The organism is Paenibacillus sp. CB74 (genome assembly GCF_055687625.1).
In genome coordinates, this window is record NZ_CM146009.1 from 2,676,356 (window position 1) to 2,703,354 (window position 26,999).

29 protein-coding genes are annotated in these 26,999 nt (G+C 43.6%); 2 read left to right on the forward strand and 27 right to left on the reverse strand.

The window, feature by feature from the left end:
• Nucleotides 1-100: 100 nt before the first annotated feature.
• The 19 genes from ACX9NY_RS11735 to ACX9NY_RS11825 all read right to left on the reverse strand — a co-directional run bounded on the left by ACX9NY_RS11735 (nt 101) and on the right by ACX9NY_RS11825 (nt 14,881).
• Nucleotides 101-868 (reverse strand): nucleotidyltransferase domain-containing protein, encoded by a 768-nt coding sequence (locus tag ACX9NY_RS11735; RefSeq protein WP_472478666.1) that lies wholly within the window; start codon nt 866-868, stop codon nt 101-103.
• Nucleotides 869-934: 66 nt separating this feature from the next.
• A complete protein-coding gene (locus ACX9NY_RS11740; protein ID WP_472478667.1) occupies nt 935-1,552 on the reverse strand; it encodes a Type 1 glutamine amidotransferase-like domain-containing protein in 618 nt (205 codons plus the stop codon).
• Nucleotides 1,553-1,928: 376 nt separating this feature from the next.
• Nucleotides 1,929-2,561, reverse strand: a complete 633-nt coding sequence (locus tag ACX9NY_RS11745) for a pyridoxamine 5'-phosphate oxidase family protein (protein WP_472478668.1) — start codon at nt 2,559-2,561, stop codon at nt 1,929-1,931.
• 152 nt (nt 2,562-2,713) lie between these two features.
• Entirely contained in the window at nt 2,714-3,178 is a 465-nt protein-coding gene (locus ACX9NY_RS11750) for a hypothetical protein (RefSeq protein WP_472478669.1), read from the reverse strand.
• Between the two features lie 192 nt (nt 3,179-3,370).
• Nucleotides 3,371-3,676 carry a hypothetical protein gene (locus ACX9NY_RS11755; protein WP_472478670.1) on the reverse strand — a complete coding sequence of 102 codons (306 nt, stop codon included), beginning with the start codon at nt 3,674-3,676 and terminating at the stop codon, nt 3,371-3,373.
• Between the two features lie 39 nt (nt 3,677-3,715).
• Complete coding sequence (locus tag ACX9NY_RS11760; RefSeq protein ID WP_472478671.1) at nt 3,716-4,108, reverse strand: hypothetical protein; 393 nt, start codon at nt 4,106-4,108, stop codon at nt 3,716-3,718.
• A 126-nt stretch (nt 4,109-4,234) separates the two neighbouring features.
• The gene (locus ACX9NY_RS11765) at nt 4,235-4,714 is read right to left on the reverse strand and encodes a hypothetical protein (protein WP_472478672.1); all 480 of its coding nucleotides are present in this window, start codon (nt 4,712-4,714) and stop codon (nt 4,235-4,237) included.
• A 151-nt stretch (nt 4,715-4,865) separates the two neighbouring features.
• Complete coding sequence (locus ACX9NY_RS11770; protein WP_472478673.1) at nt 4,866-5,570, reverse strand: HAD family hydrolase; 705 nt, start codon at nt 5,568-5,570, stop codon at nt 4,866-4,868.
• Nucleotides 5,571-6,197: 627 nt separating this feature from the next.
• Nucleotides 6,198-6,692, reverse strand: coding sequence for a GNAT family N-acetyltransferase (locus ACX9NY_RS11775; protein ID WP_472478674.1), 495 nt, complete (start codon nt 6,690-6,692; stop codon nt 6,198-6,200).
• A gap of 35 nt (nt 6,693-6,727) precedes the next feature.
• Complete coding sequence (locus tag ACX9NY_RS11780; RefSeq protein WP_472478675.1) at nt 6,728-7,171, reverse strand: histidine phosphatase family protein; 444 nt, start codon at nt 7,169-7,171, stop codon at nt 6,728-6,730.
• A gap of 41 nt (nt 7,172-7,212) precedes the next feature.
• Nucleotides 7,213-7,821: a hypothetical protein gene (locus tag ACX9NY_RS11785; RefSeq protein ID WP_472478676.1), complete on the reverse strand. Its 609-nt coding sequence runs from the start codon at nt 7,819-7,821 to the stop codon at nt 7,213-7,215.
• Nucleotides 7,822-7,986: 165 nt separating this feature from the next.
• Nucleotides 7,987-8,544 carry a DEAD/DEAH box helicase family protein gene (locus ACX9NY_RS11790; protein WP_472478677.1) on the reverse strand — a complete coding sequence of 186 codons (558 nt, stop codon included), beginning with the start codon at nt 8,542-8,544 and terminating at the stop codon, nt 7,987-7,989.
• A gap of 244 nt (nt 8,545-8,788) precedes the next feature.
• Complete coding sequence (locus ACX9NY_RS11795) at nt 8,789-9,184, reverse strand: hypothetical protein (protein WP_472478678.1); 396 nt, start codon at nt 9,182-9,184, stop codon at nt 8,789-8,791.
• Between the two features lie 405 nt (nt 9,185-9,589).
• Nucleotides 9,590-10,687: a Gfo/Idh/MocA family protein gene (locus ACX9NY_RS11800; protein ID WP_472478679.1), complete on the reverse strand. Its 1,098-nt coding sequence runs from the start codon at nt 10,685-10,687 to the stop codon at nt 9,590-9,592.
• 286 nt (nt 10,688-10,973) lie between these two features.
• Nucleotides 10,974-12,146, reverse strand: a complete 1,173-nt coding sequence (locus tag ACX9NY_RS11805; protein WP_342572625.1) for a Gfo/Idh/MocA family protein — start codon at nt 12,144-12,146, stop codon at nt 10,974-10,976.
• Entirely contained in the window at nt 12,143-13,057 is a 915-nt protein-coding gene (locus tag ACX9NY_RS11810; RefSeq protein ID WP_342573336.1) for a sugar phosphate isomerase/epimerase family protein, read from the reverse strand. The genes ACX9NY_RS11805 and ACX9NY_RS11810 overlap by 4 nt, the downstream gene beginning before the upstream one ends.
• Nucleotides 13,058-13,309: 252 nt before the next feature.
• Nucleotides 13,310-13,810 (reverse strand): metallophosphoesterase family protein, encoded by a 501-nt coding sequence (locus tag ACX9NY_RS11815; RefSeq protein ID WP_342572624.1) that lies wholly within the window; start codon nt 13,808-13,810, stop codon nt 13,310-13,312.
• A gap of 216 nt (nt 13,811-14,026) precedes the next feature.
• Nucleotides 14,027-14,461 (reverse strand): Rrf2 family transcriptional regulator, encoded by a 435-nt coding sequence (locus ACX9NY_RS11820; protein ID WP_342572623.1) that lies wholly within the window; start codon nt 14,459-14,461, stop codon nt 14,027-14,029.
• 42 nt (nt 14,462-14,503) lie between these two features.
• Nucleotides 14,504-14,881: a DivIVA domain-containing protein gene (locus ACX9NY_RS11825; RefSeq protein ID WP_253434023.1), complete on the reverse strand. Its 378-nt coding sequence runs from the start codon at nt 14,879-14,881 to the stop codon at nt 14,504-14,506.
• Between the two features lie 202 nt (nt 14,882-15,083).
• On the opposite strand from ACX9NY_RS11825, the gene ACX9NY_RS11830 reads away from it, so the two are divergent.
• Complete coding sequence (locus ACX9NY_RS11830; protein ID WP_472478680.1) at nt 15,084-15,650, forward strand: TraR/DksA C4-type zinc finger protein; 567 nt, start codon at nt 15,084-15,086, stop codon at nt 15,648-15,650.
• A 212-nt stretch (nt 15,651-15,862) separates the two neighbouring features.
• Here ACX9NY_RS11830 and ACX9NY_RS11835 read toward each other — a convergent pair whose 3' ends face one another.
• The 6 genes from ACX9NY_RS11835 to ACX9NY_RS11860 form a co-directional block, all read right to left on the reverse strand.
• Nucleotides 15,863-16,555 (reverse strand): ArsR/SmtB family transcription factor, encoded by a 693-nt coding sequence (locus ACX9NY_RS11835; protein ID WP_472478681.1) that lies wholly within the window; start codon nt 16,553-16,555, stop codon nt 15,863-15,865.
• A gap of 134 nt (nt 16,556-16,689) precedes the next feature.
• On the reverse strand, nt 16,690-17,979 hold the full coding sequence (locus ACX9NY_RS11840; protein ID WP_472478682.1) for an MFS transporter: 1,290 nt from the start codon (nt 17,977-17,979) through the stop codon (nt 16,690-16,692).
• 416 nt (nt 17,980-18,395) lie between these two features.
• A complete protein-coding gene (locus ACX9NY_RS11845; RefSeq protein ID WP_339260524.1) occupies nt 18,396-18,836 on the reverse strand; it encodes a ribonuclease in 441 nt (146 codons plus the stop codon).
• A 265-nt stretch (nt 18,837-19,101) separates the two neighbouring features.
• On the reverse strand, nt 19,102-20,109 hold the full coding sequence (locus tag ACX9NY_RS11850; protein ID WP_472478683.1) for a Gfo/Idh/MocA family protein: 1,008 nt from the start codon (nt 20,107-20,109) through the stop codon (nt 19,102-19,104).
• A gap of 2 nt (nt 20,110-20,111) precedes the next feature.
• Nucleotides 20,112-20,486 carry a helix-turn-helix transcriptional regulator gene (locus ACX9NY_RS11855; protein WP_036609188.1) on the reverse strand — a complete coding sequence of 125 codons (375 nt, stop codon included), beginning with the start codon at nt 20,484-20,486 and terminating at the stop codon, nt 20,112-20,114.
• Between the two features lie 503 nt (nt 20,487-20,989).
• Nucleotides 20,990-22,138, reverse strand: coding sequence for an acyltransferase (locus ACX9NY_RS11860; RefSeq protein ID WP_472478684.1), 1,149 nt, complete (start codon nt 22,136-22,138; stop codon nt 20,990-20,992).
• 67 nt (nt 22,139-22,205) lie between these two features.
• On the opposite strand from ACX9NY_RS11860, the gene ACX9NY_RS11865 reads away from it, so the two are divergent.
• Complete coding sequence (locus tag ACX9NY_RS11865; RefSeq protein WP_342572618.1) at nt 22,206-22,613, forward strand: YidH family protein; 408 nt, start codon at nt 22,206-22,208, stop codon at nt 22,611-22,613.
• A 161-nt stretch (nt 22,614-22,774) separates the two neighbouring features.
• Here ACX9NY_RS11865 and ACX9NY_RS11870 read toward each other — a convergent pair whose 3' ends face one another.
• Nucleotides 22,775-23,377, reverse strand: a complete 603-nt coding sequence (locus ACX9NY_RS11870; protein ID WP_339241724.1) for a general stress protein — start codon at nt 23,375-23,377, stop codon at nt 22,775-22,777.
• Between the two features lie 1,085 nt (nt 23,378-24,462).
• Nucleotides 24,463-26,982: an ATP-dependent helicase HrpB gene (hrpB, locus tag ACX9NY_RS11875; protein ID WP_472478685.1), complete on the reverse strand. Its 2,520-nt coding sequence runs from the start codon at nt 26,980-26,982 to the stop codon at nt 24,463-24,465.
• Between the last annotated feature and the right edge of the window lie 17 nt (nt 26,983-26,999).

A 26,999-nucleotide genomic window follows, 5' to 3' on the forward strand; every position in this document is an offset into this window, starting at 1 on the left:
AAATATACATATAGCAGACCAAGGCTCCGTGAGGAGCCGCTGCTTGAATATTTATACGACGAAATCGCCTCTCAGAGTGACCAATATCGTCAAAATGTTGTTAATCCGAGGAAGCCCTGGAAGCAGCCATTGTATTTAATGCATTCTCAAAGTAGCTATATACTTCATCTGCAATTTCCAGAAACTCTTTAACAGATACATCGCTATCCAAGTAACAAGCATACAGATACTCAACTAAAGCTCCGTCAATCGAGCAATATTTTATTATGGCATCCTTCATCTTAAAGATTTCATCTTCCCATATCCCGGTATCTTCTAAAATCAAAGAGTATAATGCACGAATTAATCTTTTAGAGTAACCTTTAATATATCTAGTTTTCAATGAGTGATCACTAACATTAGAAAGTGAACGACGTACACGATCTACTTCATCCTTGGTATCTGTATTCAAGTCTACAATGAATTCTGGAGAAATTATGATCGGGGGTACTTTTTCACCAATGTCCTCCCCATGTATGCAAACACAAATGATCTTAATCCAAAACCCCCAATCATTTGGTCTTCTTAATACATCATCAATCGAGCAAATGATCGTATCCATCTTAGTGACGAATGGATATTCTTCCAAAAGCCTGTCTTTGATCATTGACAATCTTTCGTAATCAATATCTTCGGGATTTGCACATACAATAGTAAAGTCTGCATCTGACTTAAAAGGTTGAGCTGTTCCTTTGGGAATCGAGCCACACATATAAATGCTATGAATCTTATCTTTGAATTCGTTAAGGATATGATCCACATACTTATCAACCAAGTCCTTATATTCACTTTGTATTTCAATTCTATTGATAACTTTTTCTAATATCATATAGACTCCTCCTAAACAATGGGCTCCTTCGAGCTACTTATATTGAATTTACGACTTTCAATGTTCTTATTTTATTAAGATTGAGATATATTCTTCATCTTTAAGCCTTGTCACCTTACAGTTCTCATTGGCTTCAAATTCTACTATTCTCTCTTCAATTGTTTTATTAGTACTATCTTTAAATAGGTCATCTCGATCATAGTGAGGAAAAATAAGCTTGTCGGTTACTCCTAATGCCTTCAAATCCGTTAAATTCATTGTGTTCATCTGTGGAGTAAAGCAATCCACTAACTTAATATTCGGCCCCAATAATAGCGTTCCTGCACTTACTCCAACGATAATTACATTCTGTGCGGCCAGTGTTCTGATAATTTCATCAGCACCACTTTTCTTAGCGTAATACAATAATGTATATGGATTTCCACCATTGATATATATAACATCGCTATGTAGGAGAATTTGTGGATCATCAAATTCAATATCTACAAAATGGATATGCTGAAATCCCATGTCCTTAAACTCTTGCATTGCTCTTTGTGCATATCTATTAGTTTCTTTTGAAGGGGATGCTGTTGTAATAATTGAGACTCTTAATTTAGAAATATCTCCATCAATAAACTCCAAAAATTGATTTTTAATATCTTCAGTATAAAAACCACAAGAGGTTAGTAACAATATACTCATAGAAATCCCCGTCCTTAACTAATAGTTTATCCTACTGATTAAATTCTTATGTAAGGTACATCAGAGGATATAATATCAACAATATGATTTAATCCAGCAACTCCATAATGTTTATATGGACCTGGGTATTCACTTTCATTCCTTATTGAAAATCCTATATAAGAATCAATCAGTGGAACTCTTTTATCCTCTTGGTTAATCAGCCCTTAGGGATACGTTCAATATCTTCTAGATTTGGAACTTAAATCTCCAGGATTGTATATAACGTTCCTGTATTCACGATCCGGCGAATGCCGGATCAAGGGCAAGGACAGACAGCGTCAATACTGTGTTATAAAATGAAGGTGCCTTCTTTGAAACTATAAACAAATATTCCTTAATAAAGTCTCTTCTCGTAACTTTCTTGTAGTCCTTTCCTGATTACTTCTACTGTAAATCCAGTGGAATTTACATGATCTGATAGTATTGTTGGAATTAACGGTAGTGTATCCCCTTCTGGCCAAGACTTGCTTTCCCATACCCCAGACCGCTTAAATGCTTTTGCACAATGAATAAAGCATTCTTCAACTTTCACTCCAATTCCTAAGGTCGGTTTTTTACCTTTTGCTTTCATAAGATCTAGAATTTTTTCATCTTTAATCACAAAAGCTTGTCCATTAATCCTCAGCGTTTCTTCTAGTCCTGGAATGATAAATATAATACCTACTCTTGGGTTAGATAAGATATTTCTTAGTGAATCAATTCTACGATTACCTGGTCTTTCTGGAATAACTAAATGCTTATCATCTATAACTATCACTGATCCAGGTGCATCTCCTCGTGGTGATACATCGCAAAATCCTTGCTCATCCGATGTAGCTAAAAATAATAAGGGTGACAAAGAAATGAAGTTTCGACAATGGATATCTAAATACTTTATCACTTTCTTCTTTACAAGTTCACTTGGATAACCTAGGAGATCTCTAATTTCATCTTCTGAAGTCAAGATTTCTTTAAAGGGATTGTTCATATGGTTTCCTCAGTTCTTATTGTTTTAAATAATATTAAATCATTATTGCACTGGATTTCAGCTAACGTTCCTGTATTCATGTCGTTCCACCGACTTAAGTGACCACCGGGAGCAACCGCGGTGCGGATATAATGTTAGATGATGTTAACAGACTACTCCGAAATTACCCACGGAACGGCCCCTTCGAATTCGATTTGTAATATTGGCTCTGGAAATCCATCACGCACTAAATTTAATTCTTTCGTAAATCCAAATCTGAAGTTATCGATTTCATATAAATCTTTGTCTAATGAAGTTATTGTTCCTGATTCATCATTTTCGTTCCATATCTCAGGTCCACTAATCAATCTACCAACTATATGAAAGAACCCACCATATAAATGGGTTCCATCTTCATTCTCACAGTATTCAGATACTTCTCCTTCTTTTCTTGGATCTATTCCTAAACTATTAAAAAAGGTTACAACATTCTTCGGAAAGAATGGAATCGCCTCAACAAAATTCTTACAATTTAAACAATCACACCCCTCAGTAATTAATTGATAAGATTGATAGAACTCTTTAGTTTTATTGAAATCATATTCAATTATCCATTTGTGTATTCGAATCCTTTTCATGGGTTCACATCACTTTCTCTGGTAATTTCATCTAGCGTTGTTGTATTCCCGACTTTCAAGCAGCTTATCTTAGGGAACGGGTCAGTAGACTTAGCTTGATTGAATGTCGCCTTAATCAACTTTCTTCGATATGCTTCTTGGGACCGAGAAGTAAGTGCGACATTCTATGAATGTACTGTGATTATTATTTCTCTATTCTTTACGGATATCTCTCACTTCCTTAATTAACACATCTAATTTTTCAATAATTCTTTCATCATTTTCAAGTTTCTTTTTTAGTCTTCCTTCTATAATTGCTATTCCGATAACAATAATTATAAGCAGGATCAAAATTAGCAAGTTATCAATTCCCCCTCTAGCAACAGAACGTTGCAATTGAATTAACTCTATAATTAGAAAGAGCGCCTTAGCTCGTGCAGGGTTGTCCGGCTGTCCCCACTTCCCCGAGGTGAAATGCCCCTGCCGGACCGTGAGCCGGATGGAACGATGCGTGAACATGTTTTTACACATCACCCTCTTCTACGAGCAAACTATTCGCTATCTGTTTTTTAGCTTATCCGATAATTCTACCTCCTCTTCCTCTGAAAGTTGTTCTTCCTCTCTTGTTTTTGTTTCATCTATCTTTCGTACTTTTAATCCTCTTTTGATGAGCCATTCTTCACCAGGATTCATTGTAGTTGCTGGATGTGGGTATACATCCTCACTTGTAACTTCCTCATCAATTATATAAATGTATCCACATAACTTACCATTATGAAGTCTTGTGCCATTCTCATCCAAAGCAACCATAGATGGTTTGTGTGAAAAGATTCTTGCTAACTCTCGATCCTGAGTTATTGTGCTTCCGACTAGTAGTTCATCTAAGAGCATTGGAGAACCATGGAACCAAGGCTTACTGTAGTCCCATTCTTTGATAATTATCACCTTCAATTAAGTTTTATTATCTTTCTTCTTTATACTTCTTCTTTAATTTCTTCGGTTTTGACTTTTAGGGTGATGTCAATTTCTTATACCGCACTCCTCATTAATCCCTTTTTACATAATTCGAAAGAATATTTACTTATTGTTTTTAAAATAATCATCTACTAGCTTTATATATTTAGCATACATATTTTCGATTTGAGTATTTACCTTTATAAATTCTGGTGAAGTTTGATCTAACAGTTCTTCTTTTACTTCATCTTGCATATTTACTATGTCTTTACTAATCAGCATGACGGCGTTATTCATATCGGTTATCAATTTTGAAGCTTCTTCTTTATTTAAAGTACTTTGGCCAAGTGATAAATCGGCAAACAACGGATCATAAGCAAGTGCCAGAAGATTTTTCAAGTCTTTTGATAAGAGAGTTGAAACATTGTGAGTTGTTTGATTGACCAATAATCGATATTTACTAGCTTCTCGGAAATCATTTTTTATATAGTATTGGTCTATTGTTTTACATAAATTATAGATTTCATTGTATTCAGTAGTCAGATTTTGTACAGCATCTTTCTTTAACTCATTGATATGCTTGTATAAAAAAACATTATGCACTCCAAGAATAAGCGCTATAAACTCACAAATATAAATAAAAATTCCAATTTTCTATTTTTCAGTTTCTCCATCAATCTCCCTCCAAATATACAAAAAACTATACTTCCAAAAAAATTATTGAAATACTTTATTGCTTGTAGTGATTTAATCTTTATACAATGATACTACCTTCTTCGATTCCACTAATAATATCTCTTACTTCTTTTAGATCTCTACATATAAAGTTGGGTTCTGCAATATCTGTTTTAATCTTATTTAATCGATTTAACCAGACTGTGGCTATTCCTAAATTACCTGCTCCACCGACATCACTCATTAAAGAATCCCCGATATGTAACACCTCTTTAGGAGACAGATTGTGTCTTTCTAGGGCTTCAATAAATAATTCTGGTCTTGGTTTATATGATTTAACGTCTTCACTTGTAATTATTTCATTTACCTTTATGCCATGATAAGCTATTGCGGCTTTTACATCAGCTGTGTCAATATTCGATAAAATGTAGACTTCATATCCTTGAAGAGATTCTAGTAATGGAAATGTATCACTAAATATTTTAGGCTTAATCCAGTGATCGAATTGCTTCTGGATGATCTCATTTACATCACAGGTTGAACTATATTTAGAAATCGTCTCATATAAAGATAGGATCCCGAGTTCGCGCTGAGATTTAAATGTCTTACCATAGCTGTTTTTAAACATACTCGAAAACATCTTCCACCAGTACTTCCCTATATCACTGACTTCACATTCTTCCACACTATTTTCTTGTATTTCCTTACAGATCAATGGGATGATATCGTCATCCTCATGAACCAAGGTTCCATAAAAGTCCAAAAATATTGCTTTAATACTCATCAGCTCATCTCCTTTGGTTAAACTCTCTAAGCCTATTCTGTAGTATTATTGTCGTGTAATGTTCCTGTATTCACGACCCGACGAATGCCGGGCCAAGGACGAATGTCCGCAACGTGAATATCATATTATGTTATGCAATGGTACTGCCTTCGAAAGATATCTACAAATGAGTTTCTTTATTCAACCAATCATCAATAGATCTATGTCTCCCTAATTGAACTGTATCAAATTCATCTTTTTCTTTCAGTCTCATTACTCCTAGTATTTCTAGTGACTTATTGATTGCATTATTGCTAAGGTCTCTTCAAAAATCACTTCTCCTATTTCCTAAACAATACCATTTTGCGACCCGACTCCACCAAAATATTCTGCTTCAACATAGGCTGTCCTACTAGACTGTGATATTTTGTAGAAGTTTCCTATTTACGTTCCTGTATTAATGACGTCTCACCGACTTAAGGCTGCACCAGCAACCGGTGACGTTTGCGCAGTTAATCGGTGCTGATGTGTCTGGCTGATTCTGCTTCCTCGCTGATGAATTTCCTCTCCGAATCTTCTTCTAACTTCGTGCCGGACCGGGGGCGAATGCCCAATGCGTGAATACGTTGTTATGTGGAGTATGACTCTTCATGGAGTTGCTGACGAAAATGTTTGAATCGGTCCTTCCCAATCATCATCTCTTATTTCCAAGTAGTTTCCATTCGTATATCTTTCAATGGTCTTTCTCCAAAATGCCTGAGCTGGCGTATTTGCTTCTATCTGAGCGACCTTCCAATGACCATTGAAGTTATCAAATAATTCATAGGCAACAATCTGTCCGACTTTCATTCTTCTATATTTCTTCATAACAAAAAACTCTGCCATCCAGTATACAGTTTGATCAGATTCATTTTTCCCAATATCTCTAACAAGAACAAAACCAGATAATTTATCATCTACTTTGATTAAAAATGGATATCTTCCGTCTTCTGTCCAATAATGATCTAAGTACTTGTACTCATAAAGTCCATTTGGGTTTAAATCATCATCAGGATCAAACTCACTAAAATCATATTTATATAATTCAAGAAGATTCCGTAAAATAGATTTTTGTTCGTATTCAACTTTATGAATTGTAATCATCAAAGTTTTCTCCTTTTGTAGCCTTTAGTCATATTTCAAATAACGTCCCTGTATTCACGACCACGTTTTGCAACTTCCTCAAAAGGCTCCATTCCCAAACTTTTCAAACGCCATTCAGTTCCCAATTTCATAATTCGCTCTTCTTCGGTGGTGCCTTCAATTTGACCACAGTAAATTTCTCTTAACCGGTAATCAGTAGTTACCGAAGTTATTCCTAATGCATTACTAATAACTTCAGCTGTTTGCAAAGCCCTTATTAAGTCACTCGAGTAAATAAAATCCCATTGTTCACTATAAACTCTTTTAGCAGTTGCTATAGCTTGTGCCTTACCGAGAGAGTTCCATTCAGTTATTCCATGCCTTATTAATCCAATGGTTCTCGTCGAACGACTACGCGACCGCGGTTGGGTGGTAGGATGTGTCGCCTGAATCCACTTCTCTGACTTATCTCCTGGCGACCGAGGCGGCTTGTCCGCCAATGCGTAAACACATTGTTATATGATGGGTACGCCTTCCTCGACTACGCTAACTTAGAAAATCGATCTTTTATTAAATCATTAATTAATTTGTGTTTGACTTTACTTGTATATAGTATTGTAAGATTCTGACCATCATTAAAATGAATAAAGTAATTTTCCTTGTCACTTCTGATAGCTAGTTCCCCAATCTTCCTCAGTAAATTAAAGTCAATCCAATCACTTTCAAAATGTATTTCCCATTCATATTTCTGATCATCTAAAATAAACGATACTTTAGCATCTTCATTATCAAAATCTATATGGCTTTTTACCTGTTGTATTTGCAACTTACCACGAGTTAAACTTACGAGTTCATTAATGATTGTCGAATAAATCTCTTCGTTCTCAACGCATTCGGTATCAAAGCTCCAAACATCCTTCGACAATCTAACTTCATTGTCATTTTCATCAATAAGATCTGAACCCATCATCGAAAGTAAGAGAGAATAGGGATCGTCTTCGTAAGTTTCTCGATCAAAATGATGCAACAACTCTTTAACAACACCACCATCATCAGTTGTGAAAGATATACCAATATCTTTGAGAACCTCTATTTGGTTTTCTAGTGAGATCTTTGTTTCTTTCGATTTCTTACGAAAAAAATTAAACATCCTTGATCCCCCTTAATATTAGCTAGCGTCCCTTTCGCATAACGTTCCCGTATTCACGACCCGACGCATGTCGGGTGGCCGGCGAATGCCGGGCCAAGGGCGTATGCCCGCAGCGTGAATATTATGTTATAAGATGTTGGCGCCTTCTTGAATTACTCACACGTACTATAAATTAAATTCATCTTTAATTAATCTTGCGACTTCATCTGCACTTAAATTTGTATTATTGATTCTCAAATAGTTCTCTCTAGTAATTTCTCCCTCTTTAGAATTGAGTCGATGTTCTTCCATCGTTTTGATTAAGTCCATTTCAGAATATTCAATATTTCTTTTTGTTGGTTTTTGATCAAGTCTAAACGCCGTTTTATTTCGTTTTAATCGTTCTTCTATATCTGACTCTAATTCAACAAAATAAATTTCTGCCCCTTTCGATTCAAACAAGTCACATGTTTGCTTGACGAATTCCCAGTCCTTCTGAAGATCAAACCCCCAAAGGTAAGTAAAAATAAGTCCATACTGGTTGCTGCTTGCGAACGATTCAAAAAGCTCTCTTCTTACGATACTTGATAACCTCCAAGTTTCACTACCAAAACCAAAAAAGGGATGAAATAGCTCTATCGACATGTGATTGTGAAACAATTTCAATTCCGTTATTTTCGTTAATTCATGACCAACCGTCATCTTTCCAACGGCCTGTGGGCCAAATATCAATATGAACTTCATAGGTATCACCCCGGTTCTTAATATCTTGCGCCAATGTCTTATAACGTTACTGTATCCACGACGTCCCACCGACTTAAGCCCCGCCAGGGGCGGCCGCGATGCGGTTAGTCGGTTCGGATGTGTCCGCTGATTCTACTTCTCTGACAATCTCCTCGGACGGGCCGAGGAGCCGCAAAGCTCCGATGCGTGGATATGATGTTATAAGATGTCGGTGGCTTCCTTGAATTACTCAAAACGCTTCTTCTTATCTATCTTCGAACCATGCCTTATCTATTAACTCGTCCCATTCAATTATTAGTTTCTTGTACTTTATGATCCAATATCCAAAATCCGCATTGTACTTAAGTGAAGTTGATCCATCAAATCTATGAATATAAATATTTTCCTGAGTTTGTATTTCTTCATTCTTCAGCACTTCAAAATCAACCAATAATTCTGATATGTCTAATACTTTTTCCTGCGCATCATCTTCAACAACAATTCTCTTCTTACTCTTAATTTCGGAAGTATCATATAAAACTGATTCCAAGATTTCAAAATTAATGAACTTTAGAACTGCTTTCCCTGAATACATTGCCTTTCCATTACTGTTTCTTGGATGAGTGGACAAGACATCTATATGTTCAAAGAAAACAGACAAACTCTGCGTATCATTTGAAATTGAGTCAATAACACAATCATGCAATGATATATGTTCTAATGTGTTTTCAGAAGTGAATTTAATAACTTGTCACCTCAATTTCAGTTTTTGTTTGATTGGTATTCGCCGATTTCTTATAACATCATATCTACGTACTTCGTAAATGCCTCTCTTTTTAACGAATATCCGAACTACATATAATATAACCCATAATAATCCATCTGCGAAGTCACCAACGTACTCAAAAAAGCAGCCCGAGTAAACTGTCCCACATGTTAGCCATAACTAACATGTGGGATGCAGTTTAACATTTGGGCTGCTCTTTCCTCACTCAACAATAGAAGAATTAACGATATTCTTCAGTGATCTGAGTTTGCTCCTTTTGCTCCCCTTCACCTAAAACCTTTACTTCGTTCCGCTACTCCACACCACGCGCTCGCTCATCGCTTTATGTTGTGCAATCAGGCAGAGTTCTGCCGCTTTGAAGGCATGTTCCTGCGTCATGGCTGTCTCGGTGCGATCCAGGCAATCGCGAATGAGTTGGCCGAAGAACGGGTAACCGACCTTTCCTTTTACATTGTAGCGGTACTCTCCTTCATGATTGACCAAGTACACTTGATCCCCCTGAGATTCCCTTGCGATGTCGATATACTTCCGCAGCTCGATATAACCGTCCGTTCCCAGAATAACGGTACGTCCATCGCCCCATGTGCCCAGACCATCCGGTGTGAACCAGTCCACTCGGAAGTAACCGGAAGCACCGTTATCCCCGATCAGCGAAGCTTCGCCGAAGTCTTCCAATTCCGGGAACTGTGGGTGATTGAAGTTATGCACCCGGCTGAACCCTACCTCAGCGTCCGTACATGATGCAAACGTCAGAAATTGTTCGATCTGGTGACTTCCTATATCGCAGAGAATGCCGCCGTACTGCTCATGCTTGAAGAACCAGTCAGGTCTTCCTCCTGCATTCAGTCGATGCGGGCCTGTACCCATAACTTGCACGACTTTGCCGATTGCCCCTTGTTCAATGAGTTGTCCGGCATAGATCGCACTTTCTACATGCAGTCGTTCACTGTAATACACCATGTACTTTTTGCCTGTTCGCTTCACTTCTTCTCGTGCAAGCTTTAATTGCTCCAGCGTGGTGAATGGGGCTTTGTCTGTAAAATAATCCTTGCCTGCGGCCAGCACTCTCATGCCAAGCGGCGCACGATCTGAAGTGATCGCTGCACTTGCCACCAATAACACCTCATCATCTGCAAGCACTTCTGCCTCAGATCCAGCGGCTTGAGCCTGCGGGAACTGCTTTTGAAATGCCTCTACCTTCTTCGGGTCCGGATCATATACCCACTTGAGGGTAGCCCCTGCCTCCAACAATCCCCCAACCATGCCGTAGATGTGTCCATGATCCAGCGCAACAGCAGCAATCGTGAACTCACCCGGACCACATACGACCTCTTTGGTAACACTTTTCGGTGCATAGAACATTCCGTCTTTAGCCATGTCATCCCATCCTTATTATAAAATGTTGTTTACAATGAACTCGCCTATATAAGCTGAACTAAAGATTATCTACACTGATACTACAACGACAGAATTACCTTCCAATCGCTGTTATCCCCAGATTTTTCGATTCTCTTTTCCAGAGGGGAAAATTCGGGGATAAGCGTATGCTTCCGATGTAGCTTTCTTTCAGAAAGCTTTTAGGCGAACGCTTCGCTTTTCCAGGTATTTTCTGTCCTCTCCGTTACGTGTAAATGATTAGTTCAACTTATATAACAAATCTTCTTCATTTAAACGTCTGACTCAAATCAGCAGGTTGACTGCCGCTTATTGCTTTGTCTTTCTTCGTCGTTGAACTAGCAATGCGTTCCTGCAGATGCTCGTAGAACAGATCCTCATCGATCGGCAGATCCACCCAGTTATCCGTCCAGGTAGACAGCAGCATTGCATTCGATAATGTTAATCCGTGAATACCATCCTCACCTGGAGCAATAAGGGGTGCGCCTGTACGAATCGCATCCACCCAGTTACGAATCAGACCCGGGTGCCCCGTTTCCACACCTGTAATTGGAATCTCGCATTTCCAGCATTCCGGCTGTCCAAAACCTCCGGTAAACCGCTGATTGAATTCCGGCTCAGATTCACGAAGTCGCCAGAACGTAAGCTTTCCATCTTCGATGACGATTTTACCCCGGTCTCCGTTAACCTCAAATCGGTTCGTACCTGGTGCTTCGCCCGTAGTCGTTACGAAGACACCTGTTGCTCCATTTTCATACTCCACATAAGCGGTTACATCATCTTCCACTTCAATGTTCCGATACTTGCCAAACGAACAGAACGCACGCATTCTTACCGGCATCATGCCGATGGTCCACTGCCACAGATCCAGTTGGTGCGGGTCCTGATTAATCAGTACACCTCCACCTTCGCCTGCCCAAGTTGCCCGCCAGCCGCCGGAATCATAGTAACTCTGGGATCGGTACCAGTTCGTAATAATCCAGTTGGTACGCCGTACCTCACCCAGCTCCCCCGAAGCGATCAAATCTCTTAGTTTAATGTAGAGTGGGTTGGTCCGCTGGTTGTACATCATGGAAAAGACTTTACCGCTGGCTGCGGCCGCTTCATTCATCTTGCGTACCTGTTTCGTATACACACCGGCTGGCTTCTCGATCATGACATGCAAGCCATGCTGGAAAGCCTGAATCGCCTGTTCGGGATGATCGTAGTGCGGCGTTGCAATAATGACCGCATCAATCGTACCCGAAGCCATCATCTGCTCTGCATCCTGCCAATAGGTGACCGTAGCCGGAAGATGACTGGATACCCAGCTCTCCATTTCTCTTCTTACATCACATACAGCAACCAATTCTGCACCCGGTACTTCTCCGGCAACCAATGTTCTGGCATGAGCTGCCCCCATGTTGCCTATACCAATCACCGCTACTCGTACGATACTCATGACTGCTCCTCCTCGTCCACACGACGCTCAATTTCGGCAAAAACGTCTGCAAAATGCTGTAACATCGCCTTGGATTTCAAGGCCCCACTAAAGTCTTCAATTCCGTAATATCCGTCATACCCGACTGCACGAAGATCCCGCACCATCTGTACCCAATCGACCATGCCTTCAGTCAGGGGGGTCCATTGACATTTCCATGCTGTATTCAGAGCCAATCCGCTATTCTTCTCAGTCACATTATCCTTTTGCGTATCCTTAACTTCGGGTTCAAACCACCCGGCATTCTTCACATGCACATGAGCGAGATACGGACCTAGCAACTCAAGCCCCATCCGATGATTCTCATAGCCTTCATGCACCATGTTGCCTGGATCGTACAGCACACCCACATGCTGCGGGTCGAGCGACTCAACAAGACGATAGGCAAGCGATGCCGTCGGTGCAATCGTCTGATGATGTGTCTCTACAATTGCCTTGATGTTGTACTGTTTGGCCAAATCCTGTACTTCAGTCAGGTAATCAACGGCTTTGCGATACAACTCAGAATAATGGGTCTTGCGATCATATCCAGGAACACCCACACGCATCATGGATGCTCCCAACCCAGCCGCAGCCTGAAACGCCTGCTCGGTGGCAGAAATATCTCCGCAGTTCAGATACGGTACAAGTGCAATGGATTTCCGACCTTGCCCTGACGCTGCTTCACGAAAAACAGGAACCTGTTCCTGCCAGCGGCTCGGATCTACCGAACATCGATTATTTCTCCAATAAGACGGCTCTTCCGACATTGCCTCTTCAGGAATTCCGCGGAAACGCCACTCTATTCCATCAATCCCCGCTGCTGCCGCAGCAGATGCCAGTTCTTCTGCATTCAGATCAGGGGTAGCCACAGTGAATACAGACAGTTTCATCATGCTCCATCTCCTTATGTAAACGTATTCATTTTATGTCGTAAAGGCATTGTATCACTCCACTGAACGTCACCATAGGGGAAAACCGCAACAGATGAATGACAGATAACGAACAGAGCACATTCCCCATTCAGAGATAACTTCCAAGAGAATGATGTGATCGCATATCAAAAAGACATCCCTGAAACAGAATTCAATTCTGTTCAAAGATGCCTTGTACCATAACTATATATAGGATGAAATCATCTCTCTCTAATCCCGATCAAAAAAAACGTGCTCAGCCTGTATTTTACCCTGATCTATTGTCATGATGCCAAATGAGTATTGCTTCTGAAAACGTTTATCCGTAGGCGACCCCGGATTAAATACTAGTGTGTTGTCCACGGTATGCATCACTGGGATGTGTGAGTGTCCGTAGATCACAGCATCCACATGCTGACCTGCAAAGGTATGAATTGCATTCTGCTCCGTACCCTTGGATCCCAGATGCCCATGCACAAGACCCAGACGAAGACCTTCCACTTCAACAATACGGGAATACCCCAGTTTTTCAGCAATTTCAGACGGGTCCGTATTGCCAGCTACCCCTTCAACAGGCGCATACTCGCTAAGCAATGGGTATACGCTCCAATCCGACCAGTCACCCGCATGAAGAATGAGATCGGCACTCGCAAGTACATCAACGAGCCTGGCAGGTAACTTCTGTGATTTACGTGAACAATGCGTATCAGAAATGACAACAATTTTTTTCATATCACAACCCACCTTCCTTTAAGAGGTTGTTCAAAAAGTCCGCTTTTGATTACGTAGGATGCCTAATAACATCGTAGCATCGAATATGGAATTCAGCCGAAATGTCCGTTCCTCACGTGGTTTCCTACGCTCCGCTACTCCATTTCTAGCTTCATCCCATCTTCACGGTACTGAAAACGCCCTTTTCGAACATGTACTTTAAGTCCTGATTACAATCTACTCTGACTGCGATGACACAGCTTGCATCTGGGAACTGGAACGTTCCATATCTTCAAGTGTAATCGATGCAAAGAATTGCTCCACCTTCTCCTCGGCAACCTGATACAGATTGGTCAGCAAGCTGTCTATATGCAAGCCCACTTCACAATCCGGGTTACAGTTGCCGTGAATCGGAAATAATGGACCTTCGTCCTTGGCAGCCTGGTAGATCATGGCTAACGTAATTTCACTTGCCGGCTTGGCCAGATAGAAACCTCTTGTTCCAGGAGAAGAGTTCACTAATCCCGCCTTTTTCAGCCCGCCCAGAATACGTCTGACGACGACCGGGTTGGTATTCACGCTACCTGCAATATGTGCAGACGTGATTCGTTCAGGCGCGCTGAGTGACAATAACAACAAACAATGCACACTGACCGAAAAATGAGTACTCATGATTAACCACCTTTATTTAATATAATCCTAGAGTTGCTGAGCTTATTCAGAGAACAGATCCTTCTCGGGACGTGCTCTGATCTTGAGCTGCCGCACACTGTATTCCAGTTGTTTCACAATATCATCCAGCTGTTTGCGATCAATCTTGGTTGGATCTTCCACCGGCTTCGCGGATGATTTGAGATCTCGAATCGTTAACTGCTGTTCTTGCCATTTGTCCATCAGATCTGCAATATTGGCATAAAAACGTTCGTAATCTTTGATGACCAAGTCGAGATAAGCATCTACCTCATCCGGATCATAACCACGAAGTTTATAATTAAATTGTTTTTCATGAATAGATAACGCATCAAGCTGTACTCCCAATTGTTTGAACAATTGTTTCTGTTTATCCAATCTTCGTTTCATATGTTCATCCATATTGACAACCTCCATTATAAGCCAAGCCGTGGTTCCTTTATCCAGTGAAGAACATGCGGCATTTTCTCTCTCTATTTTTTATAACACATTATTCGTCAGATATAAAACGCTACGGCCCTATTCCTCACGAAAATGATTGCTTTTCATGCAATTGGGGTAAAGACTCACTACACCCCACAACGGGAAAAGGAGCGTGTTTTTTATGAGTACATTAACCAAAGATCAACACCAAGAATTGAAAAAGGCCCTTTTGGAGCAACGTGAAAACTTGCAGCGCCATTTTGAATCCAGCATGGAAGACGGTGCTCCGGCCCAGTCGCTGAAAGATTCAACTGGTGAGCTGTCCTCCTATGATAATCATCCGGCAGATGCCGGTACGGAAACATTTGAACGCAGCCGTGATCTGGCGATCGACGATACATTAACAGACGAATTCAATCAAGTGAACGATGCATTGGAACGTATGGAACAAGGTACATACGGAACCTGTGTAACGTGCGGAGAAGATATTCCTTTTGAACGCCTTGAAGCTATCCCATATACCGCTTACTGTATTGATGACACGCCTAACCGGGAGATCAGCAACGATCGGCCCGTTGAAGAAGAAGTCATGACCATGCCTCCGAGTGGTGCTGGCGAAGGAAGACAGCAGAACGCCGGCAAGTTCGACAATGCAGATGCTTGGGAAGCGGTCGAAGAATACGGTACTTCCAATTCACCCGCAACCGCTGCCAAACGTGATGTAAAAGACTATGATGAGAACATGTAACATGATAGCGAACTGAAACGGTTATGCTTCTTCATGAAATTAATGTTGTAATGAATTCAATACAATACACAACATACGACCGTTTCTCCCTCGTATCATGCGATAAAAAGCCGCCTATGGCGGCTTTTTCTTGTTATCTCCAACATGTCTGACACATAAGCCTTACTTGTCTTCAAGGTATAACTAACACTTAACTCATGCATACCGTCTGTTTATTCTTCTGACTCACGATCAGATGATGCAGATTTCTGCCCCTTAGCAACAGAGCGAGACGTTTTCGAAGTTGATTTGCCCTTACTCGACGCAGATTTCTTATTCTGTTTCGCATCTGTCTTGGAAGCAGGTGTCTGCATTATAGGTTTAGAGAGGGCAGAAAATAATTGAAAGACCTCTTGTTCCCCTTGTTGATTCTCTTTCGTTGTATAGGGTTGACAGAGTTTTATGATGTTGTTATATAACTCCTCTACTTCCTCACGAGTTGCATACAGCGTCATGTCCGAGAGAAACATCCGATCTTCGTTTTCCGCCTGATGCATGAATCGCTGACGACTCTGTTCGAACATCTCATTTAATAATTTGAGTGTTTCAGACCGAAACACCTGTTTCAGTGGTGAGCTCTCATTGTCTTCATCTTCATGACGAAGATGGATTTCTCCGGAGAATGGTTCGTAGTATTTTGCGATAATGCCATTAATCTCACGCGTGGAAACGATCGTCAGCAGACCAATTTTCTCCAGCTTTTTTACATGATAATGAACTTTGGCTGGAACCTCACCCATCTGGTCGGCAATTTCTTTGACAGTGGATGGTCTGCCCTGCCTGTTAAACATATTCATAATCTGTATCCGATACGGATCGGAGTAGATCTTAATTTCTTCAATGGTTGAAAGAACCTTGTGCTCCATTCCTGTATCCTCATTTCCGGGGTACCTATTGTCCATCGATATCTCTATTATACCGCTGCGTCAGGACTTCGGTCAAAGCAAGCCGGCGATGACATGTTATCACATAATCAGATCAGGTTCTTTCTAAATATCCTTCACATCGCACTCCGAAAGCTTTTGCTAAATAACAGCATACCTGCGGACATGGCAAGCATAATCCCAAAGACGATAAACAGAACAGGCATGCTCATCCAATCTGCAAGTGCTCCCGAAACCAGACTCCCAAGTGGTGCGACACTCACGACGAGCATACTCTGAAGAGCATACACTCTGCCTAGCATCTCCGAAGGAGTAACTTCCATTAGATAGGTACCTAGAGGGGTCGTAGCCAGTGGAATCCCCATCCCCATCAGAAGACAAAAGGCAGCCGCAACGGGCAATTGGAAGGACGTCATATAGGCGGGTAGTGCCGTCATGGCATAACTGAGACCCAGCATGACAATACCGCTGATCACAAGCACACTTTTACGATAATGTGCCCCTTTTTGGGTCAACCACACACCACTTAACAGCATGCCTCCCACCATTAGCCCACTAAGCAGACTTAATCCCCAAGCGCCAGCGTGCAACGTTTCAATTACATAGGGTGTACGGAGAACATTGAATGGCATCAGACAGAAATTAACGAATGCAAACAGGAAGGAAACGATTAACAATAAGGTATGTTTACGGAGAAAATGAAAAGCTTCCGCCATTTCGGAGAATATACTACGTTTATTGGATGGAACAGAATCCTTTTCAGATAATAATTTATCTTCATTGTTAGCAGATGATGAACCTTGAGGATAGCCCACTCGGCTCATTATTAACGCACTTAGCGCAAACAACCCCGCATCAATCAGGATCGTCCAAGCAATACCTATTGTGGCAATTAGCGCACCAGCCAATGCAAGTCCTGCAAGTTCAGCCACTCTGGTTGCGGAAGAGGACATGGCATTACCCGAGAGCAACATCGATTTGGGAAGCAATCTGGGGACACTGGACACTTCTGCAGGAACAGTGAAGCATTCCAGCAAAGAATTAAGAATGGTTATTACAAACAGATGCCAGACTTCAAGTTGGCCCAATCCAAACAACAGCGCTGTAATCCCTACGAACAACCCGCGACCGCTATTCGTAATCACGATTACTCTTTTGAGAGACATGCGATCTACCAAAGCCCCGGCGAACAGACCCAGAAAGATACTCGGCAAAAAATTCACCGCCAGCAATGTCCCCATCAGCACTTTTGAACCGGTCAGAATATACACCATCCAGCTGTATGCAATCGAATCAATGGAATCACCAAATCTGGATACTACTTTACTAAGCATAAACTGCATATACGGTCTGATTCGTATTAACTCACCCATACCTTGTTTGCCAACTGCTGTGTTATCGTTCATGACTTCCCACTCCCTAACGTTAAAATATTTTTCATGTTAATTTTATTTTAACGTAAGTTATGCAGAAATCAATACCTCCGTGAAAATAATTTTAACGTTAGGTGAGCAAAGTAACATCTCACTCAGCTTTCAGATCAATCGTAATCAACACAAGGGCTTTTTGAACAACCTTTTTGAACAATCTGCTACAACACAAAAAACAGACCACATGTGGTCTGCCTGCTGGAATGAATGTATCTGAAACTCCTTTATTTGCTGCTACTTCTCAACACGCAATATAAATCCAGACTGTTCCGCCTGTACCTCCATCATCAGATCACGCACCTGTCCTGCTTCATACTCCATGCGTTCCTCGCTGATTCGGTAGTTGGTCCATCCTCAATTCAGAATCACGGTGTTCACGACTGCTCCTTCCTCTATTTCATGCGTGTGAATGATGCATAGTGATCTGTCGTTTTGTAGATGAGTCCATCATTGGAGTACACAATCCGATCGGAATTACGGAAGCCGGATGTGTAGTTAATATCCGCTTCACGCCATGTACGTCCACTGGCCGCTGGCAGTAGCCCTTCCCGATTGCCGAATACGTCTCCGCCGATGCTTTTCCCAGGAGCCACTACAGCCAAGTTGCCTTGTGACGCTACCCAGCCGAGTCCTGTGGCCTGTGATTTGGTAATAAAGTTACATGGCAACGTTCCGTTTGCACTCAAATAGTTGGCCACACCGGTAAACGTATTGATGATGGTACATGTTGCAGCAGATGCTTTCTGCTGTGGGGCTGGGGTGAACTGTGAACCTGTGAAGAAAACAAACGTTAACAAGAATGCCAGTAAAGCGGTCGATAACAACTTTTTCATAATCTGGCCTCCCAAACCTTCAAAGTAGATGAACATTGTCTCGATATGCTTACTGCAAACGGTAACTGTCTAGTTGCACGTTCTGCTAGATTATAGTAAACAAGTCATCTCATGACTATTTATATCACATCAATTTGGTAGAAATATCAAATCCGAACGTTTAAATTGTAAAATATTATAATTATAACATTTTGTGACACAAAAAAAAGACTCTCATCCCTCAAGATGGAGCCTGCACGTTCTGATATATTTAAACGGACCTGACCTAATCGATCAGTTGAACACGTTGACGAGTCCGAGCCGATTCCAGGCACGCATCAATTACCCGCATGTTTTGAATGGTATTTTCCGGACTGAAAGGTAGGGCCGCTCCTTCAAGCACAGCCGTTGCAAACGTCTCCACCTGAAGCACATAGGAATTAGATACCGATACACGTTCCTCACGGCTGACCGAATCGGTGTGCACAATAATCTGAGGTGGAATATCACTGTTCTCCCAGCCAAATACTTTGGGCAGTTCAATCCGCCCCTCCGTCCCGAGAATCTCCATCTCCGCTCGTCCTGAAGCCCACATGCCACAGTCAAAAGTTAAAGCGACCGAATTCGGAAATTCTACCAGTCCCGACGCCATCATATCGACTCCATCATGTTCGTCCGAGAATAGAGCGTGCACCGTCACCGCTTCGGGTTCCTGTCCCAGATACATCCGGGCTGCAGAGATCGGATATACGCCTAGATCGAATAAGGATCCGCCGCCCATCTCTCTTTTGAACCTTACATTTTCCTTGTCATCAGCGGTATTACAGGTAAAGTTGCCATGGATGGCTCTGACGATACCAATCTCTCCACTGGCTATAATCTCTTGCACACGTCTGTGCTTGGGATGATATCGATACATAATCGCTTCTGCAAAAAGAACGCCATGCTGCTCACACGCCTCAATCATTTCTGCCGATTCATCAGCATTCAGGGCAGCTGGTTTCTCACACAACACGTGTTTGCCAGCCTGTGCCGCTTTGATGGTCCATTCTTTGTGCATATGGTTAGGCAAAGGAATATAGACGGCTTCAATGTCCGGATCAGCGATGAGCTCTTCATAACTGCCATACGATCTGGCAATGTCAAGTTCTTCGGCAAGGGACTCCGCCTTTTCTTTGCTGCGGCTGGCAATCGCTAACACCTCACCGCGTTCGGACTGCTGGATCGCCGGAATGACTGCATTTTTGGCAATGGTTGACGTACCGAGTACCCCCCACTGTAACTGTCTGTTCATGCTCATCTTCCTTTCGTACCGTAATTGTCCTCTTCTGCCTTGTGTAACATGCCGAGACAACGATCCAGATCCGTTTTGACCTGTTTCTTGTATAACTCAGCTTTCTCCGCACCATCATCCGTGAAATGATATAGAACGATTTCCTGAAAATCGACCTTCGGATCATTGCCCTTCAGCTTCTTCGTTCGATAAAATACCCCCTGCTGTACCAGTTCATGCAGTGCCCGATATACCTCGCTCTGGGGTGGAACATAACCGTAGTCTTTGAACTCCTGCTTCATCGCCTCCAGCATCTCATAACCATATCCCCTGTGCTGTTCAACCATCGTAATTAAATACAGCTTGATAAATGCCCGCTGTGCAATCATAAAGGCCACGTTCATTTCCCTCCTATCAGAACCTATATATCTAGTATTATAAAACTTATGTTCGGGTTCTGCCATCTTTCTCCGCTTGGTCTCCCCTTTATCCATCTTCATAGAGGACGAGCAAGAAATCGTGAGAATACGGAATGACTTGTGGGAGCAGGAAAAAAGGTTTTCTATTGTGAATTTTTCATGCATTGAAATTTTAATTCATACTCAAAAGTTTGTTTTATTTCAGGAACTTAGCGATTCGTTCAATCGAATTTTAATCATAAGACTGAGCAAAGGCTGTTACATACATAGTTACTCCTGAATCCTTTATCCTGCATACGTGAATCCTGAGTGGCCTGTATTACTGAGTTTCTCTGTTGTCTTTATTATTGAATCCTGTGTAGCCTGCATTAATGGGTTCTCTGTTGCCTATATTACTGAGTTCTTTATTTCTGTACCGGCATATATCCTGTACAATCTGTACTGCTGCGATTCTGTTGAGAATTTTTCATATGATGATATATTCATTTTTTGTGGACAGATTTTGGCACGGCTCCCACAATCCATTTCCCCCAGCTTACGCGAGAGATGAGCCATGTCAGTACACAGGATAATGCAAGAGCGAGCAACCAAGTAATGATCATGCGAACGACAGGGTTCCAGCCCATCGCAACATAGAACAATTCATCTGGAATATAGCTAAACCGAAGCATCAACATATGCATCAGATAACCGCCATACGACACACCACCAATCCACCCTAGCAATCGTGTAGCCCTAAGGTTGTGCAGTTTCCCGGCTAGCTGGTACATGACCATAATGGACGCAATCAGAAAGAGTGCCATATCAGGGCGGATCAGGCTGACCGTGTAAAACGTAATTTTGATGCCCTCCGGCTTTTGAAACTCCAGCATTAATAAATAAGTAAACCGAAGACCCAGAACAATAAACACAGTCCAGTATATCCAGCGCAATCGATAAATCCATTCATTCCAGTGCTGAACGGATAACCCCGCTGCTGCACCGAGCACAAAATAAATAAAGAAATAGAGGAAATTGCGATCTGCATACGTTGTAAAAGCATCTGTCAGTACCGGGATATTCAGTCGTTCCATGAACTTGGCGATGTTTCTTAATTGATCCGCAAGCACAAGATACACCACACCCGAAATCAATAATGCGATCATGCGTCCCTTGGCCTCATATCGGTTATATACATAACGAATTGCACGCAAGAAGAGCGGAAATAACAGATAAAACTGGATCAGCATAATGATGTACCAGAAGTGTGAAGTCGTTTTGCCCGTAATCAGCTTCAATCCTAGATCGGGGATATCATTCCATCCGAAACCGGTCCAGCCTCGTGGTGCAAGTGTAAAGTAAATGAGTGACCAGATCAGGTAAGGCACGATAACGTCATTTACTCTTTTTCTCATAAACCTGCCATAATGCAGCTTGTCTCCCGTGTTATAAAAAAGCACCATACCTGTTATGAATATGAATAAAGGAACTGCAAATTTGGAGAGCATCAGCAGTATGGCCAGCAACACGCCATCCTCCAGTCTCGTTTCCGGGACCAAAGAGTAATGTGCAATGGAGTGCTGGAGAACCACCGCTCCAAAGGCGATTCCCCGCAAGCTCTCTATTTCTGTAATTCGTTCTTTGCGAGGCATACATTCAGCCGTCCTTTCTTGCTTGGTTTTACAATAAAAACAAAGTACAATGAAGCCGTATATCTTAATGAGCGGGGTGATTCACATTTCTAGAACAGACACAGACGTAACCATAACCACCATCGATTCCAAATATGTCCAACAGCACCTGGCTAACGAGCGAACTTTTCTGGCCTGGGTACGCACGGGTATTGCCATGGCAGGTATCGGCTTTCTTGCAGCTGGATTCGGCTTCAATTCCTCGGCGTATGATCGACTAGCACATATTGCCGCGATTATTACAGGTATCACATCTCTGATTGGCGGTATATCCATCATTCTCTATTCGGCAGCAGCCTACCATCGGAAGCGTACTCAAATTAATGAGCAGACGTTTGAGGCTTCGACCGGCTTAATTCGGTTTCTCACATTGATGCTACTGGTCATAGGACTCGCTTTGGCTGTACTGTTATATGTATTGTTATTCCCTGCTTGAATGGGTAAAAACACCAACCGCCATTATTGACTCAAACATGCAACACAGGGACAAAAGCCGGCTTCCCTTAAGGAAACCGGCTAATGACCATCTTGTGGATCATCTATTTCATTCCATTTTGCAGGTATTAAGTCATTAGGTTAACCAGCTCAGCCGGAAGATTACAAGAATGTATTGTTACCCAATCGAGCGGCCTTGCTCTGGGCATCCAATCTGCGTTCTTCCATATCCAGATCTGGACGTTCAGCAGGTACTTCTGTACCATGAACTTGAGCTCTGTCCCGATTAAGTTGGCTGTTGCTGCTAAACACATCGTACACATCGGTGTCCCGATCCGTGGAGTCTACGAGAAGCAGAATTTTGCCGTTCTGTACATACTCCTCATACTGTTTAGCGTCCTCTTCCGGGATACCAAGACCTACCAGGCCACCAACCAGTCCTCCAGCTCCTGCACCCACAGCTGCACCGGTAAATGCTGCTGCGATAGGGCCTGCGGCCAGAATGGGTCCTATGCCGGGTATGGCTAGTGCACCGATACCTGCGAGCAGACCGGCTACGCCACCAAGTACACCACCTGTTGCTGCACCCGCAGCCACGCCCTCAGGGGCTTTTGTACCTGTCTCTTCCCGAATCGCCTTCAGTTCATCCCGATCCTGAGTAACAACGGAGATTTCGTCTGAAGTAAATCCTTGTGCTTTCAGACCCTCGATAGCCTGCGATGCTTCACGTTCTGTATTAAACACACCTACGATTTTCTTTTGCATAATGAATCCCTCCTCATCTGATTGAGTGGTTCGCTATGTTATTACCCGCCTTATTTTCTTTCAAACGCTTGCAAGGCAATATAGTATGTGTTAATAGCAATGAACGGCTCGTTATTCAACCAACTATAGAGTGTCAACGATAGCGAGTTTCAGATTCCTTAGAATGTTGCGGGCGCTTCAAATCACTGAATAAAATGTCACAGGTTCATTAGCGCTCCAATCCATGTTCTGGTGATACATTGCAGGATATGTCCGGGACCAAAACATCTTGAAGTAGAGGCTGTGTAACTCTGGTGAATCTAAAGACAATTTTTCTGGAGATTTTCTAAGAAGATCTCCAAAGGGATGTTCCAAGAGATGTTCTACGGAAATTTTCTAAGGAACTGAGGGCGTCTTATTTGGCCTTTTGGTCCACATTCTATTTTGTAACGAACTTGAGACACGTTATTTATCAAAATCACCTGGAAAAGACGCTCTAAATGGCTTGTTGTTCAACTATAACGTGTTTCAGATTCCTTAGAATGTTGCGGGCGCTTCAAATCACTGAATAAGACGTCACAGGTTCGTTAGCCTCCGATTCATGGTCGATCGATCATAGGTTGAAGGATGGCGGTTCCAAAACATCTTACTATCCAGTTCTTCCCGACTTTCCCTAGGGTTGAAGACACGCTCTGGGACGTGCCCTTAACCTCTAAAAAAGCAGATTTTGCCCGAATCTCGTTCTATGCCGGAAGTTTGCCACAAGCGAACCGAGGGCACGCCAAGCCTAAAAACGCAGCAGTCGAAAATGCAAAGTGACGCAACATGGGTTCAAAAGGCAAAGTGACGCAGCAAGTGGCGAAAAGGAAAATTGACGCAGCAAGTGGCGAAAAGGAAAATTGACGTAACACGGTACGAAAAGACAGTTCACTATGCGGTCAGCGAGTTTGGAGACACATCCTGATTAGAAGGTGATTACTTAGTTAAAGTAGAGTATGATTCGATCAGTTACAATACGGATTGTTGTGGTTCATCCGAATCTAAGCCTGATGTAATGCACCCTTCGGGAACCCGGTGTTGATATCTAAAAAAACGAAATCATTCATCTATTTCCCCCGTGGTTTGGCCCGATTAGTGGCCACCGCTTCAAGGGGATTATCCGGCCAGTAATGCTTCGGATAACGTCCTTTCAGATCTTTTTTGACGTCAAAGTAGGTCTCACGCCAGAAATTGGCCAAATCTCGTGTGACCTGTACAGGTCGCTGAGCCGGCGATAACAAATGAATGGTCACTGGGACTCGCCCACCAGCTATACGCGGTGTCTCCTGTTGTCCAAACATCTCCTGTAATCTCACCGCCAGAGCAGGAGCCTCGGGACGGCTGTAGTCCACGGGAATACGCGATCCACTGGGCACCTGTATATGCGTCGGAGCTTCATCGTCCAGTTGTTGTCGTTGCCCCCAGCTCAGACCACCAAGCAATACATCTTGCATCGACAATCTCTTGAGATCGGCTGCCGATCGCATGCCTGTCAGATAAGGTGTAAGATGCTCAGCCAGCTCTTCGGTCAGATCATCTTCGATCAGGTCGGGCCACTCAGGTAGATGGAGATGCAGGAACCGCAGCCTGTCCGCAAGTTGTCTGGACGTTTTAGTCCATGGCAGACAATCCAGCCCTTCCATCCGTATTCCGGCCAACAGTGCTTCCAGCACCTGATCTTCAGGTGGCTGTGCAATACTGCTCTCTTTCATCACAAGGGCTCCAATACGAAGTCTCTTATGCGCTCGCACGCTGCGAGTATTGGAATCCCAGGCCACTTGCACTTCATCGTGCAGCAGGTGCTGAGCTGCCTGTAACAATGTCTGCTCCTGCAACGGCGCAGCCAGCAGGATGCGCGCATCTGCGCCCTGGTCGTCTGCCTCGGCTGCGACCAGATACGCTGAACGGCTCAGCGATTCTGTCGCTGCGAGCCGTACGCCGCGGCCGCTGCTCAGCAGATAGCGGCCGTCTTCCCGGCGTTGCCCGATCCGGTCCGGATAGGCGAAGGACAGCAGCAATCCGCAGCTGTCTTCATCCGGCCGTACCGGATCGGCCGCCGGGCCGAGCGCCGAGCGCAGCTGGCGGCTCTCCTGGAGCATGCGCCGCACGGCCGCGCCGTCTAGGGCAGCCGCTGCCGCTTGCGGCTTGCCGCTGCTGTCCGCAGTCAGCAGCGCCTCTACGCGCGGGCGCAGGTCCGTGCCCGCGCCTGCACTGCCACTGCTGCGGAGGCCCGCAGGCTCCTGCAGCAGTGCCGCCAGCATGCTGGCGTAGCTGGCCAGCCCAAGCTCCGCCGCGCGGAGCAACATGCTGGCCAGTCGCGGATGCACGCCGAGCGTGTTCATCCGCCGCCCGAAGGGCGTGATGCGGCCTGCGTCATCCAGGCCGCCCAGCTGGCGCAGCAGCGCCTGTGCCTGGCCGTAGGCGGCGTCAGGCGGGGTGTCCAGCCATTGCAGCTCTGCTGGGGACTGGACACCCCAGACGGCAAGCTCCAGCGCCAGCGGCGCAAGATCCGCGGAGGTGATCTCCGGGCGAGCTGCCTCAGGCAGGCCCCCATGAACCTCTTCGCTCCATAGCCGGTAACACACCCCCGGGGCAATTCGCCCCGCACGACCCCGCCGTTGATCGGCTGACGCCTTGGACACCGGCAGGGTGACAAGCCGGCTCATACCCGTGCGCGGCGAGAATGCCGATGCTCTGCTCAGCCCTGCATCCACCACAATCTTCACTCCAGCGAGAGTAAGGCTAGATTCCGCAATCGAGGTGGACAAGACCACCTTGCGTGAACCCTCAGCCGCAGGACGTATGGCCTCATCCTGTTGTTCCACGGGCATGCTGCCGTAAAGAGAATAGACGTTCACATGTGCAGGCAGAGAAGCATTCGATAGCTCCCGTTCTGTACGATGTATCTCTTTTGCGCCAGGAAGGAAGACAAGCACATCCCCCTCCTGTTCGGCTAATGCTCTCTTGACCGTCTGAGCTGTGAACTGTTCCAGTGGCATAGATACCGGTCTTGGCACATATCGTGTATCCACCGGAAACGTACGTCCCGGACAATGAATCGATCTTGTACCTTCGCCCAGTAATGCACAGACAGGATCTGGATCTAAAGTAGCCGACATGACTAGCAATTTCAGATCCGGACGTAACATCGCTCGGGATTCCAGTGCCAGAGCCAAACCCAAATCTCCATGTAAGTGACGCTCATGGAATTCATCGAATATAATCATGGCCGTATCCTCAAGACCCTGGTCCTGCTGCAACATTCGGGTCAATACCCCTTCCGTCACAACTTCGATACGTGTCCCTTGGCTCACCCGGGTATCCATGCGCACACGATATCCTACAGTCTGCCCCGCTTTTTCCCCAAGCGTAGCTGCCAGTCTTGATGCAGCCAAACGCGCGGCGAGTCTTCGGGGTTCCAGCATGATGATTTTCCGTCCCGCGACCCATGGCTCCTCCAGCAAAGCCAGCGGTACAACAGTTGTTTTTCCCGCTCCGGGCTCTGCAATTAACACCCCTGTATCTTGATCCCGAAATAATTGTCTTAACTCCGGAATAACCTCTTGTATCGGTAACTCTATATGCATATAATCGCTCCTAATGA